A 20,626-nucleotide genomic window follows, 5' to 3' on the forward strand; every position below is an offset into this window, starting at 1 on the left:
GGTGCCGCACGCAGGACTGCGGCACCCCGACAGCCTAGCGAGTGCGCCGCCGCCGCCGCGCGGGCGCACCGCACGGGCCCTTCCCGCCGCTCCCCGGCGGGATCACGCCCCGGCCGAATCACACCGCGTCCGCGCCCTGCTCCCCGGTGCGCACACGCACCACCTGCTCGACCCGGGTCACCCACACCTTGCCGTCGCCGACCCGGCCGACGTCGCCGTCACCGGACCGGGCCGCCGCGACGAGCGCGGCGACCACCGCGTCGACGGCGGTGTCGGCGACGACCACCTCCACCTTGGCCTTCGTGTGCATGTCCACCGCGAACTCGCTGCCCCGGTAGAGCTCGGTGTGCCCTTTCTGCCGTCCGCGGCCGCGCACTTCGGTCACCGTCATCCCATGCACCCCCGCGGCGCTCAGCGCCGCCTCGACCTCATCGAGCGCCACGGGGCGGATGATTGCGGTCACGAGCTTCACGTGGACTCCTTCGTCGTGGCCCGAGGGCGGGGGTTCCGGAAGCGCCGGGGACGCTGTCGCGACGACCGGCGCCATGTGCAGCGGCGCCGCCGGCGTGGGCCTCACGACGGCCCGCGCCTGCCGCCGGTCACCGCATACTCACGATCCTGCCCCGCTGCGGCCGGTTCGGCATCCCGGACGCCGGACTCCGCGGCGGAATGGCCGATGCCGGCGTGCCCGGGACCGGACACCTGCCGGCCGGCGGCGCGGCCCCAGTCGTAGGCGGACTCGGCGTGCTGGCTCAGATCGATCCCGGCGATCTCGTCCTCCGGGTCCACCCGCAGCCCCATGCATGCCCGCACCGCCAGAGCGATCACCGTCGTCGCGACGGCAGCGTAGGCCATCACCGCCGCCGCGCCGACGGCCTGCCGCCACAGCTGGTCGGCCCCGCCGCCGTAGAACAACCCGTCCACGCCGGTGGGCGCGGCGGACGTGGCGAACAGCCCCACCAGCAGCGTTCCGATGAGCCCGCCGACCAGGTGCACACCGACCACGTCGAGCGAATCGTCGTAGCCGAGGCGGAACTTGACGCCTACCGCCAGGGCGCAGGCCGCACCCGAGGCCACGCCGATCACCAGCGCCCCCACCACGTCGACCGACGCGCACGCGGGGGTGATGCCCACCAGGCCCGCGACGACCCCGGAGGCCGCGCCCAGCGTGGTGTGGTGGCCGTCGCGGACTCTCTCGACCACAAGCCAGGCGAGCATGCCGGCGCAGGCCGCCACGATCGTCATCACCAGGACCGACGCCGCCGCGCCGTCGGCCGCCAGCGCGGACCCGGAGTTGAATCCGATCCACCCGAACCACAGCAGCGCCACGCCGACCATCACCAGTGTCAGGTTGTGCGGCCGCGACGGGTGCGTGCGCCACCCCCGGCGCACGCCGAGCACCGTCGCGAGCACCAGCGCCGCCACGCCGGCGTTGATGTGCACCGCGGTGCCGCCGGCGAAATCGATGGCGTGCAGGTCCGAGATGATCCAGCCGCCCTCGTCCGAGACCAGGCCGTCCGCGGCGAACACCCAGTGCGCCACCGGAAAGTACACGAGGACCGCCCAGATCCCCGCGAACACCAGCCATGCGGAGAATTTCATCCGGTCCGCGACGGCCCCGGAGATCAGCGCCACCGTGATCGAGGCGAACATGAGCTGGAAGATCACGAAGGCCGCGGCCGGGATGGTGCCCACCAGCGGGGCGTTCCCCGCCCCCTCGGGCAGAATGCCGCCGAGCGCGGCGAAGTCGAACGGGTCGCCGATGACTCCGCCGAGCGAATCGCCGAACACCGCCGAGAAGCCGAAAAGCACCCAGAGCACCCCGACGACACCGAGCGCGCTGAAGCTCATCATGATCATGTTCAGTACGCTTCGCGCCCGCACCATGCCGCCGTAGAAGAACGCGAGTCCCGGCGTCATCAGCATGACCAGCCCCGCGCTGATCAGCACCCACGCCGTATTCCCCGGGTCCGGCACCCCCGCCCCGAGCGCCTGCAGCACGACCCCGTCCGGGGCGACCGCCTCCCACCCCGATCCCGTCATCTTCGACACGCGGACCACCGTCCCTCCCGGCCGGGACCGTGCCCGGCCGTGTCATGCGGAGGGGGGCCTGCCGCGGGATGCGGCTTCGACGATCGCAACACGCCTCGGCCCCGACTCCGTCCAACTCCGTCGGAACCATCCTGCGCAACCCGTGTTACGGGCCCGGGGGCGTCGTGTTGCGGCTGTGCAAACTCTGCAGCCTGACGTGTTACTTCTCTGTGACGCGCGGTCGGGTCACCCCAACAGCGCGTCCACGAACGCGCCCGGGTCGAAGGGCGCGAGGTCGTCCGGCCCCTCCCCCAGGCCGACGAGCTTGACCGGAACGCCCAGCTCGTGCTGCACCTGGAACACGATGCCGCCCTTGGCGGTGCCGTCGAGCTTGGTCAGCACGACCCCGGTGATGTCGACGACCTCGGCGAACACCCGGGCCTGCGTGAGGCCGTTCTGCCCCACCGTGGCGTCGAGCACCAGCAGCACCTCGTCCACGGGCGCCTTCTTCTCCACGACGCGCTTGACCTTGCCGAGCTCGTCCATCAGACCGGTCTTCGTGTGCAGCCGGCCCGCGGTGTCCACCAGCACCGCGTCGACGCCCTGTTCGATGCCACGTGCCACCGCGTCGAAGGCCACCGCGGCCGGATCGCCGCCCTCCTTGCCGCGGACCACCTCTGCGCCGACCCTGTCGGCCCAGGTCTCGAGCTGGTCGGCGGCGGCCGCGCGGAACGTGTCCGCCGCGCCCAGCAGGATGCGCCGGCCGTCCGCGACGAGCACCCGCGCGAGCTTGCCTGTCGTCGTGGTCTTGCCGGTGCCGTTGACGCCGACGACCAGCAGCACCGCGGGGCTTCCGCCGTGCGGCAGCGCCCGCACCGACCGGGCGTTGGCGGTCTGCAGCTCGTCCACCAGCACCTCGCGCAGCAGCGCGCGCGCCTGCTCCTCCGTCCGCACCGAGCGGGTCGCCATCTGATCGCGCAGCCGGTCGACGATCTTCTCCGTGGTGGCGGCACCGAGGTCGGCGATGATGAGCGTGTCCTCGACCTCCTCCCACGCGTCCTCGTCCAGGTCGCCGCCGCCGAGCAACCCGAGCAGCGACTTGCCCACCGCCGATTGCGAACGGGACAGGCGGCCGCGCAGACGCTCGAGCCTGCCGTCGGTGGGCGCGATCTCCTCTGTGGGCGCGGCCGGGGCCTCGGCTTGCTCCGGGACGGCTGCAGTCTCCGGCTCCGCCGCGGGGGCAGGCGCTTCCACGGGCGCCTCGGGCTTTGCCGGCGCCACGGGCTCGGCAGGCGCCTCGGGTGCGGCAGGCGCCTCGGGTACGGTCTCCGCCGGCGGCGCGGTCGCCTCCACGGGGGCCGCAGGCTCTTCGGGGGCGACCGGTTCCGTCGGCGCTGCCGGAGCCGCAGGCGTCTCCTGGACGGGCGGTGCGGCAGGCTCGGGCTGAGCGGCCGGAGCCGTCGGCGCAACGGGCTCCACGGACTCCGCGGGAGCGGCCGGCGGCTCGGCCCGCGGGGCGGGTTCCGGTTCCCCCGGCCGCTCCGGCGCCGCCACACCACCGGAGCCCTCGCTGAAGTCGAACCCGGACGAGGTCGTATACCCCCCGGGCTTCGCCTTGCGCTCCTCGATCCCGGCATCCGGCGGCGGGTTGAAGCTGATCTGCCGGCGCCGGTAGAGCACCGCCCCGGCGACGATGGCGATGACGACCAGCGCCGCCACGACTGCGATGACGATCCAGAGTGCTGAGTTCACGCGCCCCATCATCGCAGCAGCCTCGGACCGGCGTCACATCCGCTCCGGCGCCCGGACACCCGCACACCCGCCGGATGGACGGACCTCTTGCATGCGACATTCAGTCACACTAAAATGTGTGACACGGATAACGTTCGATCGACCGCTTCGGGAGGACGGCATGACTCTCCAGGATTCCGACACCGTGGTGGACCGCCGCGCGGCGCACGCCCCCGGCCTGTCGCCGCAATACCGGCGGATGCTGCGCACGCTCTCCGAAGGATCGGTGGACAAGCACTTCCATCCCTATCTCGACATCGACTGGGACAACCCCGCGCTGGCGCTCGATCCGCAGGATCCACGCTGGGTCCTCTCCCCGAAGATCGACCCGCTGGGCGCCACGCAGTGGTACCAGGAGCAGCCGCTGGACAGGCGGATCGCCATGGGCCGCTGGCGCCAGGCCAATGCGATCAAGGTCGGCGCATCCTTCGAGACCATCCTCATCCGCGGCCTCATGCACTACGTGACGGCGCTCCCGAACCACTCGCCCGAGTTCCGCTACTGCCTCCACGAGATGACCGAGGAGTGCAACCACATCCAGATGTTCCAGGAGCTCGTCAACCGCATCGGCGTCGACGTACCCGGGATGCGGCCGGCGTTCCGGCGCGCCTCCCCGTTCATCGGCCTGGCCGGCGGATACGCCTTCGTGGTCCTGTTCATCGGCATCCTCGGCGGCGAGGAACCCATCGACCACTACCAGAAGTCTCTGCTGCGCCACGACGTGGAACTCCCGCCACTGGTCCAGCGGGTCATGCAGATCCACATCGCCGAGGAGGCGCGGCACATCTCCTTCGCCGGAGATTTCCTGCGGACGCACATGCCCCGCATGGGCCGCGCCTCGCAGGCCACGTGCTCGGTGCTCTTCCCGTTGGCGATGCGATGGCTGGCCGGGGAGATCATGACCCCGCCCAAGGAGTTCGCCCGCCAGTTCGACATCCCTGACGCGGTCATCCGCGAGGCGTTCTGGGACAGCCCGCGTTCGCGTCAGATCATGTCCGGCTACTTCGACGACATGCGCACGCTGGCCGACGAGCTGGGCCTGATGAACACGGTCTCCCGGCGGCTGTGGCGCCGGCTGGGGATCGACGGCCGCCGCGCCCGGTACCGCGGCGAGCCCGACCGGCGCGACTTCGCCGCCTGACCACGCACCGGCCCGGGCGACGGCTGACCGGAAGACCTACCCGGTGACGGGCACGTCCCCCAGGTCCACTCCGCGCATGCGCTGGGAGATGACCTGGGTGATGCCGTCACCGCGCATGCTCACCCCGTAGAGGGCGTCCGCGACCTCCATCGTGGACTTCTGGTGCGTGATGACGATGAGCTGCGAACGCTCGCGCAACTGCGTGAACAGGCTGATCAGGCGGTTCAGGTTGACCTCGTCGAGGGCGGCCTCCACCTCGTCCATGACGTAGAACGGAGACGGCCGTGCCCGGAAGATCGCGACGAGCATGGCCACCGCGGTGAGCGACTTCTCCCCGCCGGACAGCAACGACAGCCGTTTGACCTTCTTGCCCGGCGGACGCGCCTCCACCTCCACGCCGGTGGTGAGCATGTCGTCCGGGTCGGTGAGCACCAGGCGCCCCTCGCCCCCGGGAAACAGCGTGGCGAACACGTCGACAAACTCGCGCTCCACGTCCGCGTAGGCGTCGGTGAACACCTGCAGGATGCGCGCGTCCACCTCGTCGACCACGTCGAGCAGATCCTGGCGCGCCTTCTTCACGTCCTCGAGCTGCGTGGCGAGGAAGCTGTAGCGCTCCTCCATCGCTGCGAACTCCTCGAGCGCGAGCGGGTTCACCTTGCCGAGAGTGCGCAGGTCCTTCTCCGCCTGCTTGGCCCGGCGGACCTGCGTGGCACGGTCGAACGGCATCGGCGCCGGCGCCACCACCTGTTCCCCCCGCTCGCGGGCCTGTTCGTACTCGGCCCACTCGAGCTCGGACGGCGGCAGCGGAACGTGCGGACCGTATTCGGCCACCAGGTCGTCCGGAGCCATGCCGTTCTGTTCGAGGATCTGCTCCTCAAGTTGTTCGATGCGCAGCGCGATCTTCGCCCGCGCCATCTCGTCGCGGTGCGCCGCGTCGGTGAGCGTGTGCAGCGTCTGCGTCAGCTCCGTCACGCGCCCCCGCGTCACCCGCACGCGCTCGGACCGCTCGACCCGCTGTGCCTCCAGGCCGTCGCGCTCCTGCGCGGCCGACGACACCTCCGCCGCCAGCCGCTCCGCGACCACCATCCCCGTCTCGGCGACAGCTGTGGCGACGCCGGCAGCCCGCCGGCGCCGCAGCCGGGCGCGCTCGGCCCGTTCCCGCGCCTGACGCTCGGCCGCCGCCGCGCGCCGCAACCCATCGGCCCGCCCGCGCCGCGCCGCCGCACGCTCCTCCGCGGTCCGCAGCCCCAATCGGGCCTCCACCTCCATCGCGCGGGCCTCAGACACAGCGGCCACCGCGTCGTCCCGCGCCTCGGCCAGCGCGCCGTCGCCCGCCTCCTGCTCATCGTCGCCGGGAACGGACTGCTCGGCCAGGCGCAGCCGTTCCTCCAGTCCGGTCAGCGCGGCGACCGTCTCCTCGCGGCCCGCCTCGGCCTCCCGCCGCTGCGTGCTCAGTCGTCCGTGTTCGGCCTCCGCGGCACGGGCGGCCTGCCCGAGCCGGCCGAGCTGTTCGTACACCGCCGACATGGCCGCGTCCGACTCCGTCAGGGCCGCGAGCGTCACCTCGGCGTTCTCGCGCCGCACGTCCGCCTCGGCCACCGCCCCGGCCAGCGCTGCCGCGAGCTCCTCGGCGCGCGCGGACGCGGCCACCGCGGCCTCGCCCGCCTCGTCCACCGCGGCCTGCACCTCGAGCATGCTCGTGGCGGACTCCGAACCGCCCACCGACCAACCGTGGCCCACCAGGTCGCCGTCGCGCGTGGCGACGCGCACCGCCGGTGACGCCCCGACCGTGCGGAAGGCCGCCGCCAGGTCGTCGGCCACCGCTACCCGCGAGAGCAGCGAACGCACCGCCACGCCCAGGTCGCCGTCGACGTCCACCAGGGTTTCCGCCCACACCGCACCCCCTGCGAGCGCGCCGTCGTCGGACCCCGGCGCAGGCCCGGCCTCCGCCGGGGTGCCGGCCGGGGTGATGAACGCGGCCCTGCCCGCCTCGCCTTCCTTGAGCGCCGCGATGGCGCGGGCCGCCGCATCCGCGTCGCGCATCGCCACCGCCTCCGCCGCGGGTCCGAGCGCCGCGGCGACGGCCCGCTCGTATCCGGCCCGCACGCGCATGCGCTCCGCGAGTCTGCCCACCACGCCATCGGCGGAACCCTGCGCGGAGTCGGCTGCGTCGGTCGTGGCGGCGGCGCCCGCAGCGTCACCGAGACCTGCCCGCTCGAGCAGCCATGCGGCACCGTCTTTGCGCGCCAGGCTCATCTCCAGCGCCTCGATACGCGCCCGGAGCGAGACCACCTTCTGCTCCGCCTCCCGCTCGCCGGCGCGCAGCTCGGCAACCCGCGCCTCGGAAGCCTCGAACGCCGCGGCGGCGTGCTCGTGCCGCTCGTCGAGGGCGGCCTCATCGCCCTCCAACTCGTCCGCCTGCGCCTGCGCCTGCGCGAACTCGTCGTGCGCCGCCGCGGCGCGCTCGTGCGCCTGCACCATCGCCTCGGTGAGGCGCGTCACCTCGGCGTCCACCGATTCCGTGCGGCTGCGCAGCGTGTTCACCTCGCCCACGAGGCGCGCGAGGCCCTCCCGCCGGTCGGCCACCGCCCGCACCGCCGCCACGTGGGCGCGCTCGGCCTCCGCGGCGACCTGCTCGCGCTCGTCCAGAGCCTCCCGCGCGGCGGCGAGCACCTCGGCCGCCGATTCCACCGTCTGCTCCAGCTCGGCCTCTTCCTCGGCCGCACGCTCCGCCTGCCGGTCGAGCTCGTCCGGATCACGCCCCGGCGCGTGCTGCTGCTCCGTGGCGAGAGTGGCCGCGCGATCATGTGCGATCCGGACGGTGGCGTCGACCCGCTCCGCCAGCGCCGACAGGCGGAACCAGGACTGCTGCGCCGCCTTCGCCTCCGGCTCCAGGCGGGCGAGCGCCTCTTCGTCCTCCGCGAGCCGCCCGGCGGCGTCGTCCAGCTCCGCCTGCGCGGCCTCGAGCTGCGCGCGCAGCTCGGCCTCCTGCGCAGCCCCCTGCTCCATCTCGGCGCGCCGCGCCACCAGGTCGTCCGCCGCCAGCCGCAGGCGCGCATCGCGCAGGTCGGCCTGGACGGTCTGCGCCCGGCGCGCCACCTCTGCCTGGCGGCCGAGCGGCTTGAGCTGCCGCCGGAGCTCGGTCGTCAGGTCCGTCAGCCGGCTGAGGTTGGCCTGCATCGAGTCGAGCTTGCGCACCGCCTTCTCCCGGCGGCGGCGGTGCTTGAGCACCCCGGCGGCCTCTTCGATGAAGGCCCGGCGCTCCTCCGGACGCGATTCGAGGATCCCGGTGATGCGGCCCTGACCGACGATCACGTGCATCTCGCGGCCGATGCCGGTGTCGCTGAGCAGCTCCTGCACGTCCATCAACCGGCACGACGAGCCGTTGATCTCGTACTCGCCGCCGCCCTCGCGGTACACCCGGCGGGTGATCGACACCTCGGAGTACTCGATGGGCAGGGCGCCGTCCGCGTTGTCGATGGTCAGGGTGACCTCGGCGCGGCCCAGCGGGGAACGCCCGGACGTGCCGGCGAAGATCACGTCGTCCATCTTGCCGCCGCGCAGCGCCTTGGCCCCCTGCTCGCCCATGACCCAGGTCAGCGCGTCGACCACATTGGACTTGCCGGAGCCGTTCGGCCCCACGACACACGTGATCCCGGGCTCGAACCGCAGCGTGGTCGACGAGGCGAACGACTTGAAGCCTTTGAGCGTGAGGCTCTTCAGATGCATCCGCCACCGCTCCCGGAGACGACGCATCCGCTCTCGACGATCATGGTCCTGAACCTTACCGGCAGGTACCGGCTACGGCGGCGCTCATCGTTCGACGAACCCGTCGAGCCCGCCGCGCGGCGCGCCCCACGAGGCGACGACGTTGTCGACCCGCCCGGGCGTGCCACCCGACGCGAGCAGCTCCAGCAGCCGTCCGCACGCGGCCGACGGCCCCTCGGCGACGACGAGCACGCGCCGGTCCACCGTGTTCGTGGCGCTGCCGGCGAGCCCGAGCTCGAGCGCCCGCGACCGCGTCCACCAGCGGAAGCCGACCCCCTGGACATCGCCGTGCACCCACGCCGTCAGGCGCGCGGGGTCGGGTATCGGGTCGGAGGTCACGAATCCACCTGGATCTCGAGGTCCACCTCGGCGCCCCGCTTGACGGTGCGCCCCACCGTGCACACGCGGTCGACCGCGCGCTCGACCACCACCAGCAGCCGCTCCCGCGCGTCGGGCGTGAGCTCGCTGAGGTCCAGCTCGAGGACCTCGCTGAGCACCGGGTACCACTCGTTGTCCCGGTCCGCATCCCCGGACACGCGGACCGTGGCGTCGTAGTCGTCCCCCAGCCGGCGCGAGAGCGGCTTGTCCGAGCTCATCGCCGTGCATCCGGCCAGGGCGATCTTGAGCAGCTCGCCCGGGGTGAACACGCCGGGCACGTCCTCGGAACCGATGAGCACCTCGGCCCCCCGTGAACTGCGGCCCGTGTATCGCCTGGTGCCCGTGCGCTCCACCTGGAGTTCGGTGTGCGCGGGGGCGTCCTGTTCAGTCATGTCCGACATTGTTCCACTCCGGGGCCGTTCCACCGGTGCATGCAGACGCCGCGGAGGCGAGAACAAAGCCGCGCGTCGTCGGCGGTCACCCCTTCCCCGAACCGGCCGGGCGCGTCGCGCGGGCCACAGCGTCCAGGCGCGGCGCGATCCCGCCGGCCATCATGGCGATCTCTCGCTCGCGGATACCGTTCGCGCGGGCCGCCTCCTTCCACCCCGTCAGCGCACGTGCAATGAAGCCCATCCGTTCCCGAGCCTGACCGGGCGTCAGACCGCATTCCTCAGCGAACGCGAGCAGTGCGTCAATCTCATCCGGCAGACCGTCCGCGCCCATGATCGACGTCGACCGGGTCTGCCACGGGTCCGGGTTGGGATTCACATCGAATGCAGGACTCAGCGTCCAATAACCTCGCTCGGCGAGGAAGCCGTGATTGCGCAGATGATCGTCAGTGTTCCCCAGCGCCACGGAAGCGACGACGCGGTCGAAGAGCTCGCGGTGGTCCGCCTTCACGGAAAGCGAGAGATCGCGGACGGCCTCGGCGATCTCGGCGTAGTCGCGACGGTCACCGTCCCACACGCTCAGCGCGGTCATCGCGCTGATGTAGCCGACGCGAAGACCCTCGTCGGTGCGGTCGAATCGCCGCAGCACGAGCACACTGCGCTCGCCCACTCGCGCGAGCCGTCGCGTCGGTGTCCGGATGCCTGCGGATTCCAGCAGATCCAACGCGGTCGCCTCCCAGGCCATGACATCCCACTGGTCGCTGCCATGCGGGAACTTCGCGATCGCCAGCGCGCCATCGTCCAGGCGCACGGACGCTTTGGGGCGCGCTCCACCCAAGCCGGTCGTGCCCGTGTCGAGCAGCTTCTTCACGGCGGCCGCCGGATCCTCGTCCGTGGCGAGCGCGTCGGAGGCGCGCAGCAGCTCCGGGAGCGACACCAGCGGTGGAACATCCGACGGTGGGCCGACGAACGCCACGCTGCCTGCGACCCGATACCGCAGATCTCCTTGACGTGTGTCGCCACTGACTCCCAGGAGGAAGTCGAGGTCGTCGAGACGGCGCGGCACTCGTTGCTCCGCACGGGCGCGGGCACGCTCCGCCTTCTCGATGAGGTTCCGGCCCCAACGGTCGGGGGCACTGTCCGCGAATGCCCGCACGAGCCCGGGCTGGTGCTGCACCCCCGACACGAGGGGCAGAGCGGGGTCGATACTCGTCCCGTCGTGCGCCAGATAGCCCGGATCGTAGAGGAATGTGGTGGATATCCGTCCGCGGTGCCTCGTGAAATGCGCCTGGCCCACCACGACCGGTCCTCCCGCCCTGTCGGCGTAGACCTCGACGGTGGTCATCGTGCGCGCTTCTTCGCGAGATTGCCCGCCCGTAGCCGACCGATGTCGCTGCCAAGCGGGTCTACCGCCTCGACGACCTGCCCGAGCACGCCGAGGGCGCGAAGCACCTGAGCGACGTTGCCGAAGCCCACACCTGCGTTGCCGGATTCGATCTTGCGCAGGGTGTCGCGGGTGATACCGGCGCGCTCCGCCACCTGCTGGGCGGTGAGCCCCAGCACCATGCGCCAACCACGCACATGCTCGCCGAGCTCCGTGAGTTCACGGTCGATCCGGTATCCAGCCATGCCACACTCCTGATGCTATGACGAGGGTAGCAGGCGCAACTGATAGTTATGGCGAGAGTCATATCCGTACCGTCGGTCAGAGCCTCACGCACACGGTGTCGAGAACATCCGGCAGGCCCCGCAGACCCATCGCACATGACCGGCTCGACAGTCCTGAGGAGCCGAGCCGCAACGTGGAGTTGGTGTCTTCCGGGTCCATCTCGACGAGGATGTCGATGCCGATGTCGGAGTCGGAGTCGGCGTGCGCGGTGCCACGAGCGACGGAGCCGAGGCGAGTGATACGACCGGAGATTGGCGCTACAGATTCCAGGCAGCGATCAGGAAAGTTTCCGCTGACACCTCGGGCAGAAGTAGCTCGAGCGGTTCATGAACTGCGCCCGTGCGATCGGCGTGCCGCACCGCTCGCACGGCTCCCCTGCCCGCCCATAGGCGTTGAGGCTGCGGGAGAAGTATCCCGACTCCACGCCATTGATACGTTGACGTATAGCGAGTCGAATGGTCAGTCGAATGGTCAGTCGAATGGCGATTCAATGGCGATCAGACTCGCGCTCGGACTCCGACGGTGACCGGACACGCTGAGACCTACAGTACCGATCTTGGACCTGAACGCCTCTGACGTCCTTGAGCCAAGCCCATGAGAGAACACATCCTGGGCCTCACTTGGCCGTCGCGCCACCAATTCTGGCCCTCTTCCGCTTCGCTTCGCGCTCCAGAAGGTGCGCGAGGAAGACCTTCCGGATGGCGCGCTTCTGCTCGTCCGTCAACGGCTGCGCCGTTGCACGAATCTTGCGCACGTGCTCCTTACGTGCGGTAACGCCGGACACATCGTCGAGATCTCGGACTCGAACCCAGGTCGTGAAGACCCAGCGTCCATCGATGTCGCTCGAGGTCAATCGCATCTCGAGCTCACCCTGCTTGACCCATCGTCGGATCTTCGAGGTGCTGCAGTGGTAGCGCTCGGCCGCGGCGGCGACGTCGATCCATTCCTCTTCGGGCATCAGGGTCTCCTCCAGATCTCGTGGGCATCCAGAGAAGGACTCGATGGCTATCACGGCTCCGAACGCATAAATGTGACTCATAGTCCGTGGACTCATCGTCAGCGTATCGGAATCGTCTAATGCATGACCATCCCGGCGCATCGCATCGCTTTCGGCGAGCACCTTCGCGATCTGCGCCGCGAGCACGGATGGGCGTCACAGGAGGCCTTCGCCCACCACGTCGGGCTCGATCGCACCTACATCAGCGGCTTGGAGCGCGGAACCCGCAACCCGACGCTTGATGTCCTCGTCAAGCTCGCCCGAGGCCTCGACGTCACCCCATCGGATCTGCTCGCGACCGTCGAGTGATCCATAGACGTCGTCAGTCCTTCGCATGGATCGGCAGACCGAAGTGCCGCGCATCTCGCGTAGCCGCCCCCTCCCCTCCTCATTTCCGAGTAGTACCCAACCTCGGCACGCGAGGCGAGAGGGTGGCGAGGCGCTCTAGCTGAACGGCGACAAAGCAATCAAGCGCTGGTACGCACAGCCGACGACATGAGCCGGTCGGCATAGCCGATGAGGCTCGTGACCAGCATGAGAACCTGCACGCAGTTGCGCTTGCTAAACTGGCGCGAAGAGACGCCGTGGACGCTCGCGTGGCGCGAGTAGTACCGAGGGACTTCGTCGCCCTTGTGCTTCCAGAACTGCTCGTGGGCGTTCCAGATCGGCAGCCAGACCATGGCCTCGTGGACGCCCATCTCGTCGATGGCGTCCGGCACGTCCGCGCCCTTCTTCCGATTGGTGATGAGCCGTCGAGCCGCCTGGTCGGGATAGAAGCGGTAGATCAGGGTGTCGAGCGTGACCGTGAACATGGCCTGGGCGGAGCGGGCGTGCCCCGCCCGCATCGCGCCGAGGCCGTCGAGCGCGAACCTCAGCTCGTCGCCGATCACTGCGCCGTCTACCTGCTCGAGCACGACGGAGCAATCGTCGATGATCGACTTGTAGCAGTCGCCGAGCACCCGTCGGCGAGCCGAGCGGTCTTGTCCGCGGAGCAGACGCAACGCTGTGCGACCGCGCGGCACCAGATAGAGCGGGATGCCCTCCTGTTCGAGGAACTCGTGCACTTGATGGGCCCTGATCTCGTCTGCGTGGCCCCTCAGATTTGACGGGAGGAGCGCACGGTTGAACCCCCGCAGCAGTTCCGGGTCGAAAAGCGGCTTCAGGGAGCCGCGCAGCCCATCGAGCATCGCGGATTGCTGACTCGAGATCTGCTTGAGCATCGACTCGATCGCTGGGCTGACTCCAACGCCCTTCAGCGCCGGGAAGTCGATCATCGGAGCCGTGAACGTCGGGAGGCTCGCCACAATCGACGCCATCTGCGACTGGACCCGCTCGCTGTATGGCTCGAGCGTCTTGTTGACCAGTGGGTCGTAGTCGGGCAGCGCCGACTTAATCTGCTCCTGGAGGCGTCGGTTCAGCGGCCCCATGACGTCCCGCGCGTACGTCGAGGAATCCGGGAGCATCGCCTTCATCCGCGCTCGGATGGGCTCGAGTATCTTCGCGATGGCGACGTCCATACCGGGCATCAACGACTGCGCGAACCCTGCCGGCAGTCGGAAGTCGGCAGTGGGCGACGAGCCTGTGTCTGCCAGCGGAGTATCCGCGCCGTCGACCGATGCTTCTCCGTCCTCGCCCGGCTCCCGCTCGCGCCCCTTCTCGAGTATCTCGTCGTCGTTAGTCATTTCATCTAGCTCGACGGGAGGCCGAGTCGGTCGAAGAACGCCCTGTTGCGCTCCGTGGCCGCGTTGACCAGCCCGTCGAAGCTCATGACCTCGATGTAGGCCTTCGCCGCATTGTTGTAGCCGAAGTACCCGAGGCCATCGTGAGTGGGACGCAGGTCTGAAATCTCGCAGCGCTCGATCATCTTCTCCGTGAGGTCAGCGATGATGTAGCAGAATGCTGGCGGCTCCTGAGCCGGCGGGATCGGTCGCCCCGTCGCGGTCATCACGCCGCCGGCGCGGATTCGCTTCACGTAGTCGAGGCACTGCTGGATAGGGTTCTTGGCCTCCGTGGCGTCCTTGCGCATCGGGCGCTTGATCTCGACCACGACGATCGACGGCAGCGGAAGCTTCTCCCCCTCCGCGGCGAGCACCGGCGCATCGATAAGCCGAGTCGCGAGGATGTCAGGCTCCTTCGTCGACTCGGACCCAGTGACCGGCATGCTCTTGAGCGTCTTGTCGGAGGCGAGGTAGTCGTGGAACGCGAGCCGCTCGTCAATGATCCACAGGTTCGAGCCATCGGAGGCGACGTCGTTCGACTCGGTGCGCATCGGGACGATCAACGAGTGGATCGCGTCCTCACGGCTGTACCTACCGTCCCTGTCTGCGCGGATCAGCCGTCCAAGCAGGTCCAGTACCGTGCGGCGACGCGAGACGTACGCGGCCAGGTCGGACTGGTTGATCTCACTGACCGTCGTGAGGTAGCCGTCGAGCCGCTCCTTGAAGTCGTCCGCAGGCTCCGCCTCAGCCTCAGCGAAGATCTCCTGCCCCTTCACGAACGCTTCAGACTCGATCTTCTTCAGGTGCTTGTGGAGTTGCAGCTCGAGATCCTGGTCATTGACCGACGGGTCTACCGTGATGCCGCGTTCCTCGATCTTGGCTAGTACGGGCCGGTACCGCGGGGCTCGCTTGGTCACGAAGTCGTGGACGCGTTGCTTGCCCTGCTCGCGGGCCGACTCGAGGGGGTCCTTCAGGATCTCCGCCACCTCCTCGAGGACGGCCTCGCGGATATCATCTAGCGAGATGTCGTCGACGAGCGGCTGACCGGATATCCGGTCGCTGATGTCGAAGGCCGTCCGGTCGGAGCGCACCCGATCATCGAGGAAGTCGGAGGTCAGGTAACACGCGTAGACGAACTCCCCGGAGGCGTCGTCCGCGAGCCTGCCGTGAAGCCCCGGCACTTTTCCGCTCAGGTTCTCGTCGATGACGACACGGCTCGCCGCGCACCAGTGCAGACGTGGAAAGGAGTTCCGCGCCGTCGCCTTCAGCCGGAGGTTGAGCATGTCGAACTTGTGGCCCTTGACCTCGATCGTCGACGAAGTCATCGCCGAGTCGACGAACTCGTCCATCAAGCCCGCCAGAGACACCAACTCCTCGTCGTCCGTGACCGTCACGACGGGGGCACCTCCGGGGCGGAGGAAGTACCAGATGCAGTGCTCGAAGATCTCTCGCGCGATAGCGTCGACGCCCTTCGGAGCGTTCTGCTGAAAAGACTTCTTGAAGCCGTCGAGGCTGATGACCGCTCCGGGGCGGGAGAAACCCTCTGCCTCCCCGTTGGGCTCGACCTCTTGAGCTACAGAGAACCTGAACTGAAGGCCGTGGAGCTTCCCATCGCCGTCCTCGTACGCGCTGCGGACCGACACCTTGTCGAACGCCTTCAGCCAGAGCAGTCGCCCAACGCCGCGGCAGCCGAGGTCGGCCTTGAAGTCGCTGTCGAGCGTTTCGAAAGAGGACATGTTCCGCGGTGTGAATCCCACACCGTCGTCCGAGACAGTGAACCCGATAATCGGCTTCTTGGGGGCGCGCCCGGGGCCCGTTGGGCCGAGGTCAAGCTCAGCCTGAGTGTCGCGGCACACTCTCACGTCGATCCGGCCTGGATCGTCGGAACCGCCGGGCCGCGCGTCGATCGCCTGTATGGCATTGACGATGGCCTCGAGCAGAGGGAGGAGCGCGTGGCTCTTGGGCAAGCTCGTGTTCCGGACCCTACCCGCGAGTGATGTCGTGAGTGCCATGGCCTTCCCTCCCTCGACCGTTGATACAACTCTAGCGGCGACCACCGACACGAAGGCGCGCCCCTGAGGTCGGAGAGACTCGCACAGTCGACCTGTGTCCCTGAGCTCGAGCGTCAAGCCAAGTGCCTGCGCAACCTTCGCAATAGCCTCGGTTGTCGCGACGTTGTTCACCTCGACCCCCGCGATAGTCGGACGGGGAGCCCGGCCTCATCTCCGAGCTGGACCTGCGACCGCTCCTGTACTGAGCTTCGCACGACGTGCACTCACCTTCATCAGTACAAGCGAACGTTTGTAATAGCTTGGACTTGTTCGAGCAAGGAGGGCTCCAATGCTGTCCGAGACCAAGGTCGACTTTGACCTAGCACTGCGCGCGCTGGCCGACGTGAACCGACGTGCAATCCTTCGCGTGATTCGCACCAGCCCACGGCCGGTCGGAGTGATTGCGAAGGAGGTCGAGCTGTCGCAACAGACGACCTCGCACCATCTTGGCGTGCTTCGCAATGCCGGCCTCGCGCTCGGCACTCGCGAGGGCACTCGTCATCTCTACGCGATCGACACCGACGGACTGGCGGCGGTGCGCTCGTATCTGGATGACTTCTGGCCCTCGAGATTGGCCGACCTCAAAACCGCCGTCGAGTCGCGACAGGAGGGCCCTCATGGCTGAGTTCCGAGACTTCATCGACATAGAGGCTCCACCGGAGACAGTGTTCGAGTACCTGATCACGAACGACGGCATGACGGCCTGGATGGGGCAGTACGCCGACCTTGACCCGACGCCAGGGGGCAAGTTCGCCGTCGACATAGCTGGACACCCCGTACGGGGCAAGTACCTACATGTCGAGCCCCCGAGCCGCGTGGTGATGAGTTGGGGCTTCGCCGGAAGCGAGGACCTACCAGAGGGATCCTCGACAGTCGAATTCCGCCTCACCCCGATCGGCGGCGGGACTCGAGTCGATCTGCGCCATTCCGATCTGCCCGACAGCGAGGTGCGTGGCCACGCCGACGGGTGGGCGAACTTCCTGCCCCGTCTCGCCATCGTCGGAGCCGGCGGCAACGCCGGGCCGGACGGCTGGCAGCCGCTCACGGACTGACCACCCACGCCGCGTCCGCGGCACGAACCAAGGAGAATCCCATGACCCAGGACAATGCGTACGACACCGTGCAGAAGTATCACCGCGCTTGGACGAGCGGCGACATCGACACGGCAATGAGCTACGTTGCGGACGACGTTGCCTGCCGAGCTCCCGGCGTCGATTTGGACGGCAAGGACGCCTACCGCGGGTTCATCGGCGGCTTCGCCCCGATGCTCACCGGCATCGGAGACATCGCCGAGTTCGTCGACGAAGACCGCGTGGCACTGTTCTACTACCCGCAGACCATGTCGACCTCCACCACTCCGGCAGCCGAGTTCTTCACCGTCAAGGACGGAAAGATTACCGAGAGCGTGCTCATCTTCGACCGGCTCTCCTACGGCCCGCCCGAGCAGGCCTGAACCGGAGGGCAGATCATGACTCCCGAACAGACTGTCCTCGTCGAACGCGTCCGTGCCCTGATCTCCGACGAACCGGTGTTACGTGAGGTCTCTATGTTCGGCGGCAGATCCGTGATGGTGAACGAGAAGATGATCGTCAGCGCCTTGAAAGACGGCGGCCTTCTCGTCCGGGTCAACGCGGACCAGCACGACGGCCTTCTGGGCCGACCGGGTGCCGTGCAGGCAGAGATGGGGCCAGGCCGCGACATGGGACCCGGCTGGATCGAAGTCGCAGCCGACGCGATCAGAGACGACGAGCAGTTGTCGTCCTGGATCGGGATCGCGATGGACTACAACCGGATCGTGACCGGCGGGCACCCATGAGCACGTTCCAGGGTCTTCCACCGGGCCTGTTCACCTTCTTCACAGAGCTGGAGGCCGACAACTCGAAGGCGTTCTGGCAGGCAAACAAGAGCCGCTGGGAGCGCGACGTCCGCGCGCCGATGCGCACGTTGCTCACCGAGCTCTCCGACGAGTTCGGCGCGTTGCGCATGTTCCGCCCGAACCGGGACGTGCGCTTCTCCGCGGACAAATCTCCCTACAAGCTTTGGACAGGCGCGACCAGTGAAGCTCAGGCTGTCGGCGGCATCGGCTATTACCTCGAAGCCTCCGCCGAGGGCATCGTCACTGGCTACAGTGCCATGCTCATGGCCCCGGATCAGTTGCGTCGGTACCGCGCCGCGATAGACTACGCGAGGAGCGGCAACGAGTTCGAGCACCTGAACCGCACCCTCGCGGCAGAGTCGCATCCGGTTTCGCATGGTGCTGAGGAACCATTGAAGACCGCGCCGCGGGGCTACTCAACGGACCATCCCCGTATGAGTGTGCCAGCCTGAAGTGGCCCCACCTGACCTGGCAGTGCTGGCCTGAAATGGCCCCACCCTCGACCGACCATCTCTAGCCTTTCGTCTTGTCCGACCAAAGACATTGACGAGAGGCCAGGGAGTGAAGGAACGATCGAGAGTGGAGCAATACGAACGTATCCGACGCGATCGACGCGATAAAGGCATGTCGATCCGCAGACTCGCCGAGACCCACAAAGTTCACCGCCGCGTTGTGCGTCAAGCACTCGCCGACGCGGTGCCCCCGCCGCGTAAGTCCCCCGATCGGGTCTCGCCGGCACTCGGTCCGTACGAGGACACGATCCGCCGGTGGCTGACCGAAGATCTCCAGGCGCCGAAGAAGCAACGCCATACCGCCCGTCGTATCTGGCAGCGGCTACTCGACGAGGAAGGAGCCGCGGTGGCTGAATCGAGTGTGCGCAACCTCGTCGCCCGCCTGCGGAGCGAGATCGCTGGCGAGCAGGTGCAGGTCATGATCGCCCAGACCCACGGCCCCGCCGAGGAAGCCGAGGTCGACTTCGGCGAGTTCACCGCGGTGATCGCCGGGACCGCGATGCGTCTGCACATGTTCTGTATGCGCCTGTCGCATTCGGGCAAGGCCGTGCATGTTGCCTACGCGAACCAGGCCCAGGAGTCGTTCCTCGACGGGCACGTGCGGGCGTTCGAGGCGTTCGGTGGGGTGCCGACCGGGCAGCTGCGCTACGACAACCTGACCGCGGCGGTGATCCGCGTGGCTCTGGGACGCGAACGGTTCGAGCATCCCCGGTTCATCGCTTTGCGCTCGCACTACGGCTACGACTCGTTCTACTGCATTCCCGGTATCGACGGGGCGCATGAGAAAGGCGGCGTCGAAGGGGAGATCGGCCGGTTCCGGCGCCGGCACCTGACACCGGTGCCCCGTGCCGCATCGTTGGCTGAACTGAACGTCATGCTCGCCGCCGCGGATACCGCCGACGACGACCGGCGCATCGCCGCACGGGCCGAGACCGTCGGCGCGGCCGCCGCACGCGAGCTCCCGATGCTCGCTGCCCTGCCGGCTGAGCCGTTCGACGTGGCCGCGGCCCTGTCGTGCCGGGTCGATACGAAGGCGCGGATCTGCGTGCGCCAGTCGTATTACTCGGTGCCGGCCCGGTATGCCGGGCGGCGGATGTCGGTGCGCCTTGGTGCCGCCATGATCGAAGTACTCGATCCCGATGCCGGTGTGACTGCTGGGCGGGTGATCGCCCGGCATACCCGGTCGTTACACAAGGGCAGCGAAGACCTGCTGCTCGATCATTATCTGGAAGTCCTGCAGCGCAAGCCCGGGGCGCTGGGCGGGTCGACCGCGCTGGCAGCCGCCCGCGCCCGCGGCGTATTCACGTCCTCTCATCAGCGGTTTTGGGATGCCGCACGCAAGGCCCTCGGCGACGGGGCCGGTACCCGCGCTCTGATCGAGGTTCTCCTTTTGCACCGCACCATGGCCGCCGAGGTCATTGAGGCGGGCATGACCGCGGCCAGAAAGGCGGGCCTGTTCACCGCGGAGGTGGTCGCCGTCGAAGCCCGGCACGCCGCCGACGCGGCGCGGCCGGCCGCCCCGGTCGTGACGGTCGCCGCTGCGGCGGCCGAAGCCGGTGAACGGCCAGTACCGTCACTGACCGGCTACGACCGGCTCCTCGACGCCGAGCAGGTGAGCGCATGAGTGCCACCGGAAAAGCTTCAGGGTCGGCGGGTCTGGCGGTGGGCGCGTGGAGCGATGAGGCCGCCGCTGCCGCGATCGCCTCTGCCGCAAAGGTGCTGCGGCTGCCCACCGTGGGCGCACATGCCCAGGAGCTGGCCGCGGCGGCGGTGAAACAACGCCTGTCGCATCTGGGGTTCCTCGCCGAGGTCCTCACCGCCGAATGCGATGAACGCGACGCGCGGATGCGGATCCGCCGGGTGCGCGAAGCGAAGTTCCCGCGCACCAAACGCCTCGCCGATTTCGACGCGGCCCGGCTGCCGGACCTGCCCGCAGCCGCGCTGGCGCACCTGGCCGGCGGCCGGTGGATCGACAAGGGCGAACCGCTGGTGTTGCTCGGCGACTCGGGCACCGGCAAAACCCATCTGCTGATCGCGCTGGGCACCGCGGCGGCCGAACAAGGACGCAGAGTGCGGTATGTGACGACCGCCGCACTGGTCAATGAGTTGGTCGAGGCCGCTGACGACCGGCAGCTCTCCCGTGTGGTCGGCCGCTACGCCCGGCTGGACCTGCTCTGTTGATGGCGCTCATCGATTTTCCCCAGAGTTGCTCGGTGAAGTTCCCCAGGGTCGCGAGGCTAGGTTAGCCGAGGTTGGTGCCGGTGGTGGCGCGGCGGATTTCTTCTGCGGCGGCGTGGTGGTTGCG

Annotated in this window: 20 protein-coding genes and 1 pseudogene; 9 read left to right on the forward strand and 12 right to left on the reverse strand. The window is 68.9% G+C overall.

Features of this window, described 5'->3' with window-relative positions; genetic code table 11:
- Positions 1 to 118: 118 nt before the first annotated feature.
- From JJ683_RS14420 to ftsY, 3 genes are all read right to left on the reverse strand, one after another.
- Entirely contained in the window at positions 119 to 472 is a 354-nt protein-coding gene (locus JJ683_RS14420) for a P-II family nitrogen regulator (protein ID WP_200175142.1), read from the reverse strand.
- 101 nt (positions 473 to 573) lie between these two features.
- Complete coding sequence (locus tag JJ683_RS14425; protein WP_242474738.1) at positions 574 to 1,926, reverse strand: ammonium transporter; 1,353 nt, start codon at positions 1,924 to 1,926, stop codon at positions 574 to 576.
- Positions 1,927 to 2,277: 351 nt separating this feature from the next.
- Positions 2,278 to 3,792 carry a signal recognition particle-docking protein FtsY gene (gene ftsY, locus JJ683_RS14430; RefSeq protein ID WP_207280247.1) on the reverse strand — a complete coding sequence of 505 codons (1,515 nt, stop codon included), beginning with the start codon at positions 3,790 to 3,792 and terminating at the stop codon, positions 2,278 to 2,280.
- 151 nt (positions 3,793 to 3,943) lie between these two features.
- Here ftsY and JJ683_RS14435 point away from each other — a divergent pair, with 151 nt between their 5' ends.
- Positions 3,944 to 4,963 carry an AurF N-oxygenase family protein gene (locus JJ683_RS14435; RefSeq protein WP_200175146.1) on the forward strand — a complete coding sequence of 340 codons (1,020 nt, stop codon included), beginning with the start codon at positions 3,944 to 3,946 and terminating at the stop codon, positions 4,961 to 4,963.
- Positions 4,964 to 4,999: 36 nt separating this feature from the next.
- Here JJ683_RS14435 and smc read toward each other — a convergent pair whose 3' ends face one another.
- The 7 genes and pseudogenes from smc to JJ683_RS14470 all read right to left on the reverse strand — a co-directional run bounded on the left by smc (position 5,000) and on the right by JJ683_RS14470 (position 12,125).
- The gene (gene smc / locus JJ683_RS14440; protein ID WP_200175147.1) at positions 5,000 to 8,692 is read right to left on the reverse strand and encodes a chromosome segregation protein SMC; all 3,693 of its coding nucleotides are present in this window, start codon (positions 8,690 to 8,692) and stop codon (positions 5,000 to 5,002) included.
- A gap of 84 nt (positions 8,693 to 8,776) precedes the next feature.
- Positions 8,777 to 9,070, reverse strand: coding sequence for an acylphosphatase (locus tag JJ683_RS14445; RefSeq protein WP_200175148.1), 294 nt, complete (start codon positions 9,068 to 9,070; stop codon positions 8,777 to 8,779).
- Complete coding sequence (locus JJ683_RS14450) at positions 9,067 to 9,501, reverse strand: OsmC family protein (protein ID WP_242474733.1); 435 nt, start codon at positions 9,499 to 9,501, stop codon at positions 9,067 to 9,069. Before JJ683_RS14450 ends, JJ683_RS14445 begins: the two co-directional genes overlap by 4 nt.
- A gap of 85 nt (positions 9,502 to 9,586) precedes the next feature.
- Positions 9,587 to 10,843: a type II toxin-antitoxin system HipA family toxin gene (locus JJ683_RS14455; RefSeq protein WP_200175150.1), complete on the reverse strand. Its 1,257-nt coding sequence runs from the start codon at positions 10,841 to 10,843 to the stop codon at positions 9,587 to 9,589.
- Positions 10,840 to 11,127 (reverse strand): helix-turn-helix domain-containing protein, encoded by a 288-nt coding sequence (locus JJ683_RS14460; RefSeq protein WP_200175152.1) that lies wholly within the window; start codon positions 11,125 to 11,127, stop codon positions 10,840 to 10,842. Before JJ683_RS14460 ends, JJ683_RS14455 begins: the two co-directional genes overlap by 4 nt.
- Before the next feature lie 317 nt (positions 11,128 to 11,444).
- Positions 11,445 to 11,623 (reverse strand): annotated as a pseudogene (locus JJ683_RS14465) (zinc finger domain-containing protein); the annotation flags it as partial.
- Positions 11,624 to 11,783: 160 nt separating this feature from the next.
- Positions 11,784 to 12,125, reverse strand: coding sequence for a hypothetical protein (locus JJ683_RS14470; RefSeq protein ID WP_200175153.1), 342 nt, complete (start codon positions 12,123 to 12,125; stop codon positions 11,784 to 11,786).
- 123 nt (positions 12,126 to 12,248) lie between these two features.
- On the opposite strand from JJ683_RS14470, the gene JJ683_RS14475 reads away from it, so the two are divergent.
- Complete coding sequence (locus tag JJ683_RS14475; protein WP_200175154.1) at positions 12,249 to 12,473, forward strand: helix-turn-helix domain-containing protein; 225 nt, start codon at positions 12,249 to 12,251, stop codon at positions 12,471 to 12,473.
- Positions 12,474 to 12,631: 158 nt separating this feature from the next.
- Here JJ683_RS14475 and JJ683_RS14480 read toward each other — a convergent pair whose 3' ends face one another.
- Positions 12,632 to 13,846: a hypothetical protein gene (locus JJ683_RS14480; RefSeq protein ID WP_200175155.1), complete on the reverse strand. Its 1,215-nt coding sequence runs from the start codon at positions 13,844 to 13,846 to the stop codon at positions 12,632 to 12,634.
- A gap of 5 nt (positions 13,847 to 13,851) precedes the next feature.
- Complete coding sequence (locus JJ683_RS14485; RefSeq protein WP_307810950.1) at positions 13,852 to 16,065, reverse strand: ATP-binding protein; 2,214 nt, start codon at positions 16,063 to 16,065, stop codon at positions 13,852 to 13,854.
- 157 nt (positions 16,066 to 16,222) lie between these two features.
- On the opposite strand from JJ683_RS14485, the gene JJ683_RS14490 reads away from it, so the two are divergent.
- The 7 genes from JJ683_RS14490 (at position 16,223) to JJ683_RS14520 (ending at position 20,502) form a co-directional block, all read left to right on the forward strand.
- Complete coding sequence (locus JJ683_RS14490) at positions 16,223 to 16,558, forward strand: ArsR/SmtB family transcription factor (protein ID WP_200175156.1); 336 nt, start codon at positions 16,223 to 16,225, stop codon at positions 16,556 to 16,558.
- The gene (locus JJ683_RS14495; RefSeq protein WP_200175157.1) at positions 16,551 to 16,985 is read left to right on the forward strand and encodes an SRPBCC family protein; all 435 of its coding nucleotides are present in this window, start codon (positions 16,551 to 16,553) and stop codon (positions 16,983 to 16,985) included. The genes JJ683_RS14490 and JJ683_RS14495 overlap by 8 nt, the downstream gene beginning before the upstream one ends.
- A 41-nt stretch (positions 16,986 to 17,026) precedes the next feature.
- Positions 17,027 to 17,386: a nuclear transport factor 2 family protein gene (locus JJ683_RS14500; protein WP_200175158.1), complete on the forward strand. Its 360-nt coding sequence runs from the start codon at positions 17,027 to 17,029 to the stop codon at positions 17,384 to 17,386.
- A gap of 15 nt (positions 17,387 to 17,401) precedes the next feature.
- A complete protein-coding gene (locus JJ683_RS14505) occupies positions 17,402 to 17,749 on the forward strand; it encodes a TfoX/Sxy family protein (RefSeq protein ID WP_200175160.1) in 348 nt (115 codons plus the stop codon).
- Entirely contained in the window at positions 17,746 to 18,261 is a 516-nt protein-coding gene (locus JJ683_RS14510; RefSeq protein WP_200175161.1) for a DUF2461 domain-containing protein, read from the forward strand. The genes JJ683_RS14505 and JJ683_RS14510 overlap by 4 nt, the downstream gene beginning before the upstream one ends.
- Before the next feature lie 109 nt (positions 18,262 to 18,370).
- On the forward strand, positions 18,371 to 19,945 hold the full coding sequence (istA, locus tag JJ683_RS14515) for an IS21 family transposase (protein ID WP_307810951.1): 1,575 nt from the start codon (positions 18,371 to 18,373) through the stop codon (positions 19,943 to 19,945).
- Positions 19,942 to 20,502, forward strand: a complete 561-nt coding sequence (locus tag JJ683_RS14520) for an ATP-binding protein (RefSeq protein WP_242474734.1) — start codon at positions 19,942 to 19,944, stop codon at positions 20,500 to 20,502. Before istA ends, JJ683_RS14520 begins: the two co-directional genes overlap by 4 nt.
- The last annotated feature ends 124 nt before the right edge of the window (positions 20,503 to 20,626 follow it).

This window comes from Tomitella cavernea, from assembly GCF_016599145.1.
GTDB classification, from domain to species: Bacteria; Actinomycetota; Actinomycetes; order Mycobacteriales; family Mycobacteriaceae; genus Tomitella; species Tomitella cavernae.

Coding starts and splice junctions, on each gene's coding strand:
- JJ683_RS14505 (WP_200175160.1), top strand. CDS start 17,402: ATGACTCCCGAACAGACTGTCCTCGTCGAACGCGTCCGTGCCCTGATC.
- JJ683_RS14480 (WP_200175155.1), bottom strand. CDS start 13,846: ATGACTAACGACGACGAGATACTCGAGAAGGGGCGCGAGCGGGAGCCG.
- JJ683_RS14435 (WP_200175146.1), top strand. CDS start 3,944: ATGACTCTCCAGGATTCCGACACCGTGGTGGACCGCCGCGCGGCGCAC.
- ftsY (WP_207280247.1), bottom strand. CDS start 3,792: ATGGGGCGCGTGAACTCAGCACTCTGGATCGTCATCGCAGTCGTGGCG.
- JJ683_RS14495 (WP_200175157.1), top strand. CDS start 16,551: ATGGCTGAGTTCCGAGACTTCATCGACATAGAGGCTCCACCGGAGACA.
- JJ683_RS14450 (WP_242474733.1), bottom strand. CDS start 9,501: ATGACTGAACAGGACGCCCCCGCGCACACCGAACTCCAGGTGGAGCGC.
- JJ683_RS14500 (WP_200175158.1), top strand. CDS start 17,027: ATGACCCAGGACAATGCGTACGACACCGTGCAGAAGTATCACCGCGCT.
- smc (WP_200175147.1), bottom strand. CDS start 8,692: ATGCATCTGAAGAGCCTCACGCTCAAAGGCTTCAAGTCGTTCGCCTCG.
- JJ683_RS14470 (WP_200175153.1), bottom strand. CDS start 12,125: ATGCCCGAAGAGGAATGGATCGACGTCGCCGCCGCGGCCGAGCGCTAC.
- JJ683_RS14490 (WP_200175156.1), top strand. CDS start 16,223: ATGCTGTCCGAGACCAAGGTCGACTTTGACCTAGCACTGCGCGCGCTG.
- JJ683_RS14520 (WP_242474734.1), top strand. CDS start 19,942: ATGAGTGCCACCGGAAAAGCTTCAGGGTCGGCGGGTCTGGCGGTGGGC.
- JJ683_RS14460 (WP_200175152.1), bottom strand. CDS start 11,127: ATGGCTGGATACCGGATCGACCGTGAACTCACGGAGCTCGGCGAGCAT.
- JJ683_RS14475 (WP_200175154.1), top strand. CDS start 12,249: ATGACCATCCCGGCGCATCGCATCGCTTTCGGCGAGCACCTTCGCGAT.
- JJ683_RS14510 (WP_200175161.1), top strand. CDS start 17,746: ATGAGCACGTTCCAGGGTCTTCCACCGGGCCTGTTCACCTTCTTCACA.
- JJ683_RS14455 (WP_200175150.1), bottom strand. CDS start 10,843: ATGACCACCGTCGAGGTCTACGCCGACAGGGCGGGAGGACCGGTCGTG.
- JJ683_RS14425 (WP_242474738.1), bottom strand. CDS start 1,926: ATGCTGATGACGCCGGGACTCGCGTTCTTCTACGGCGGCATGGTGCGG.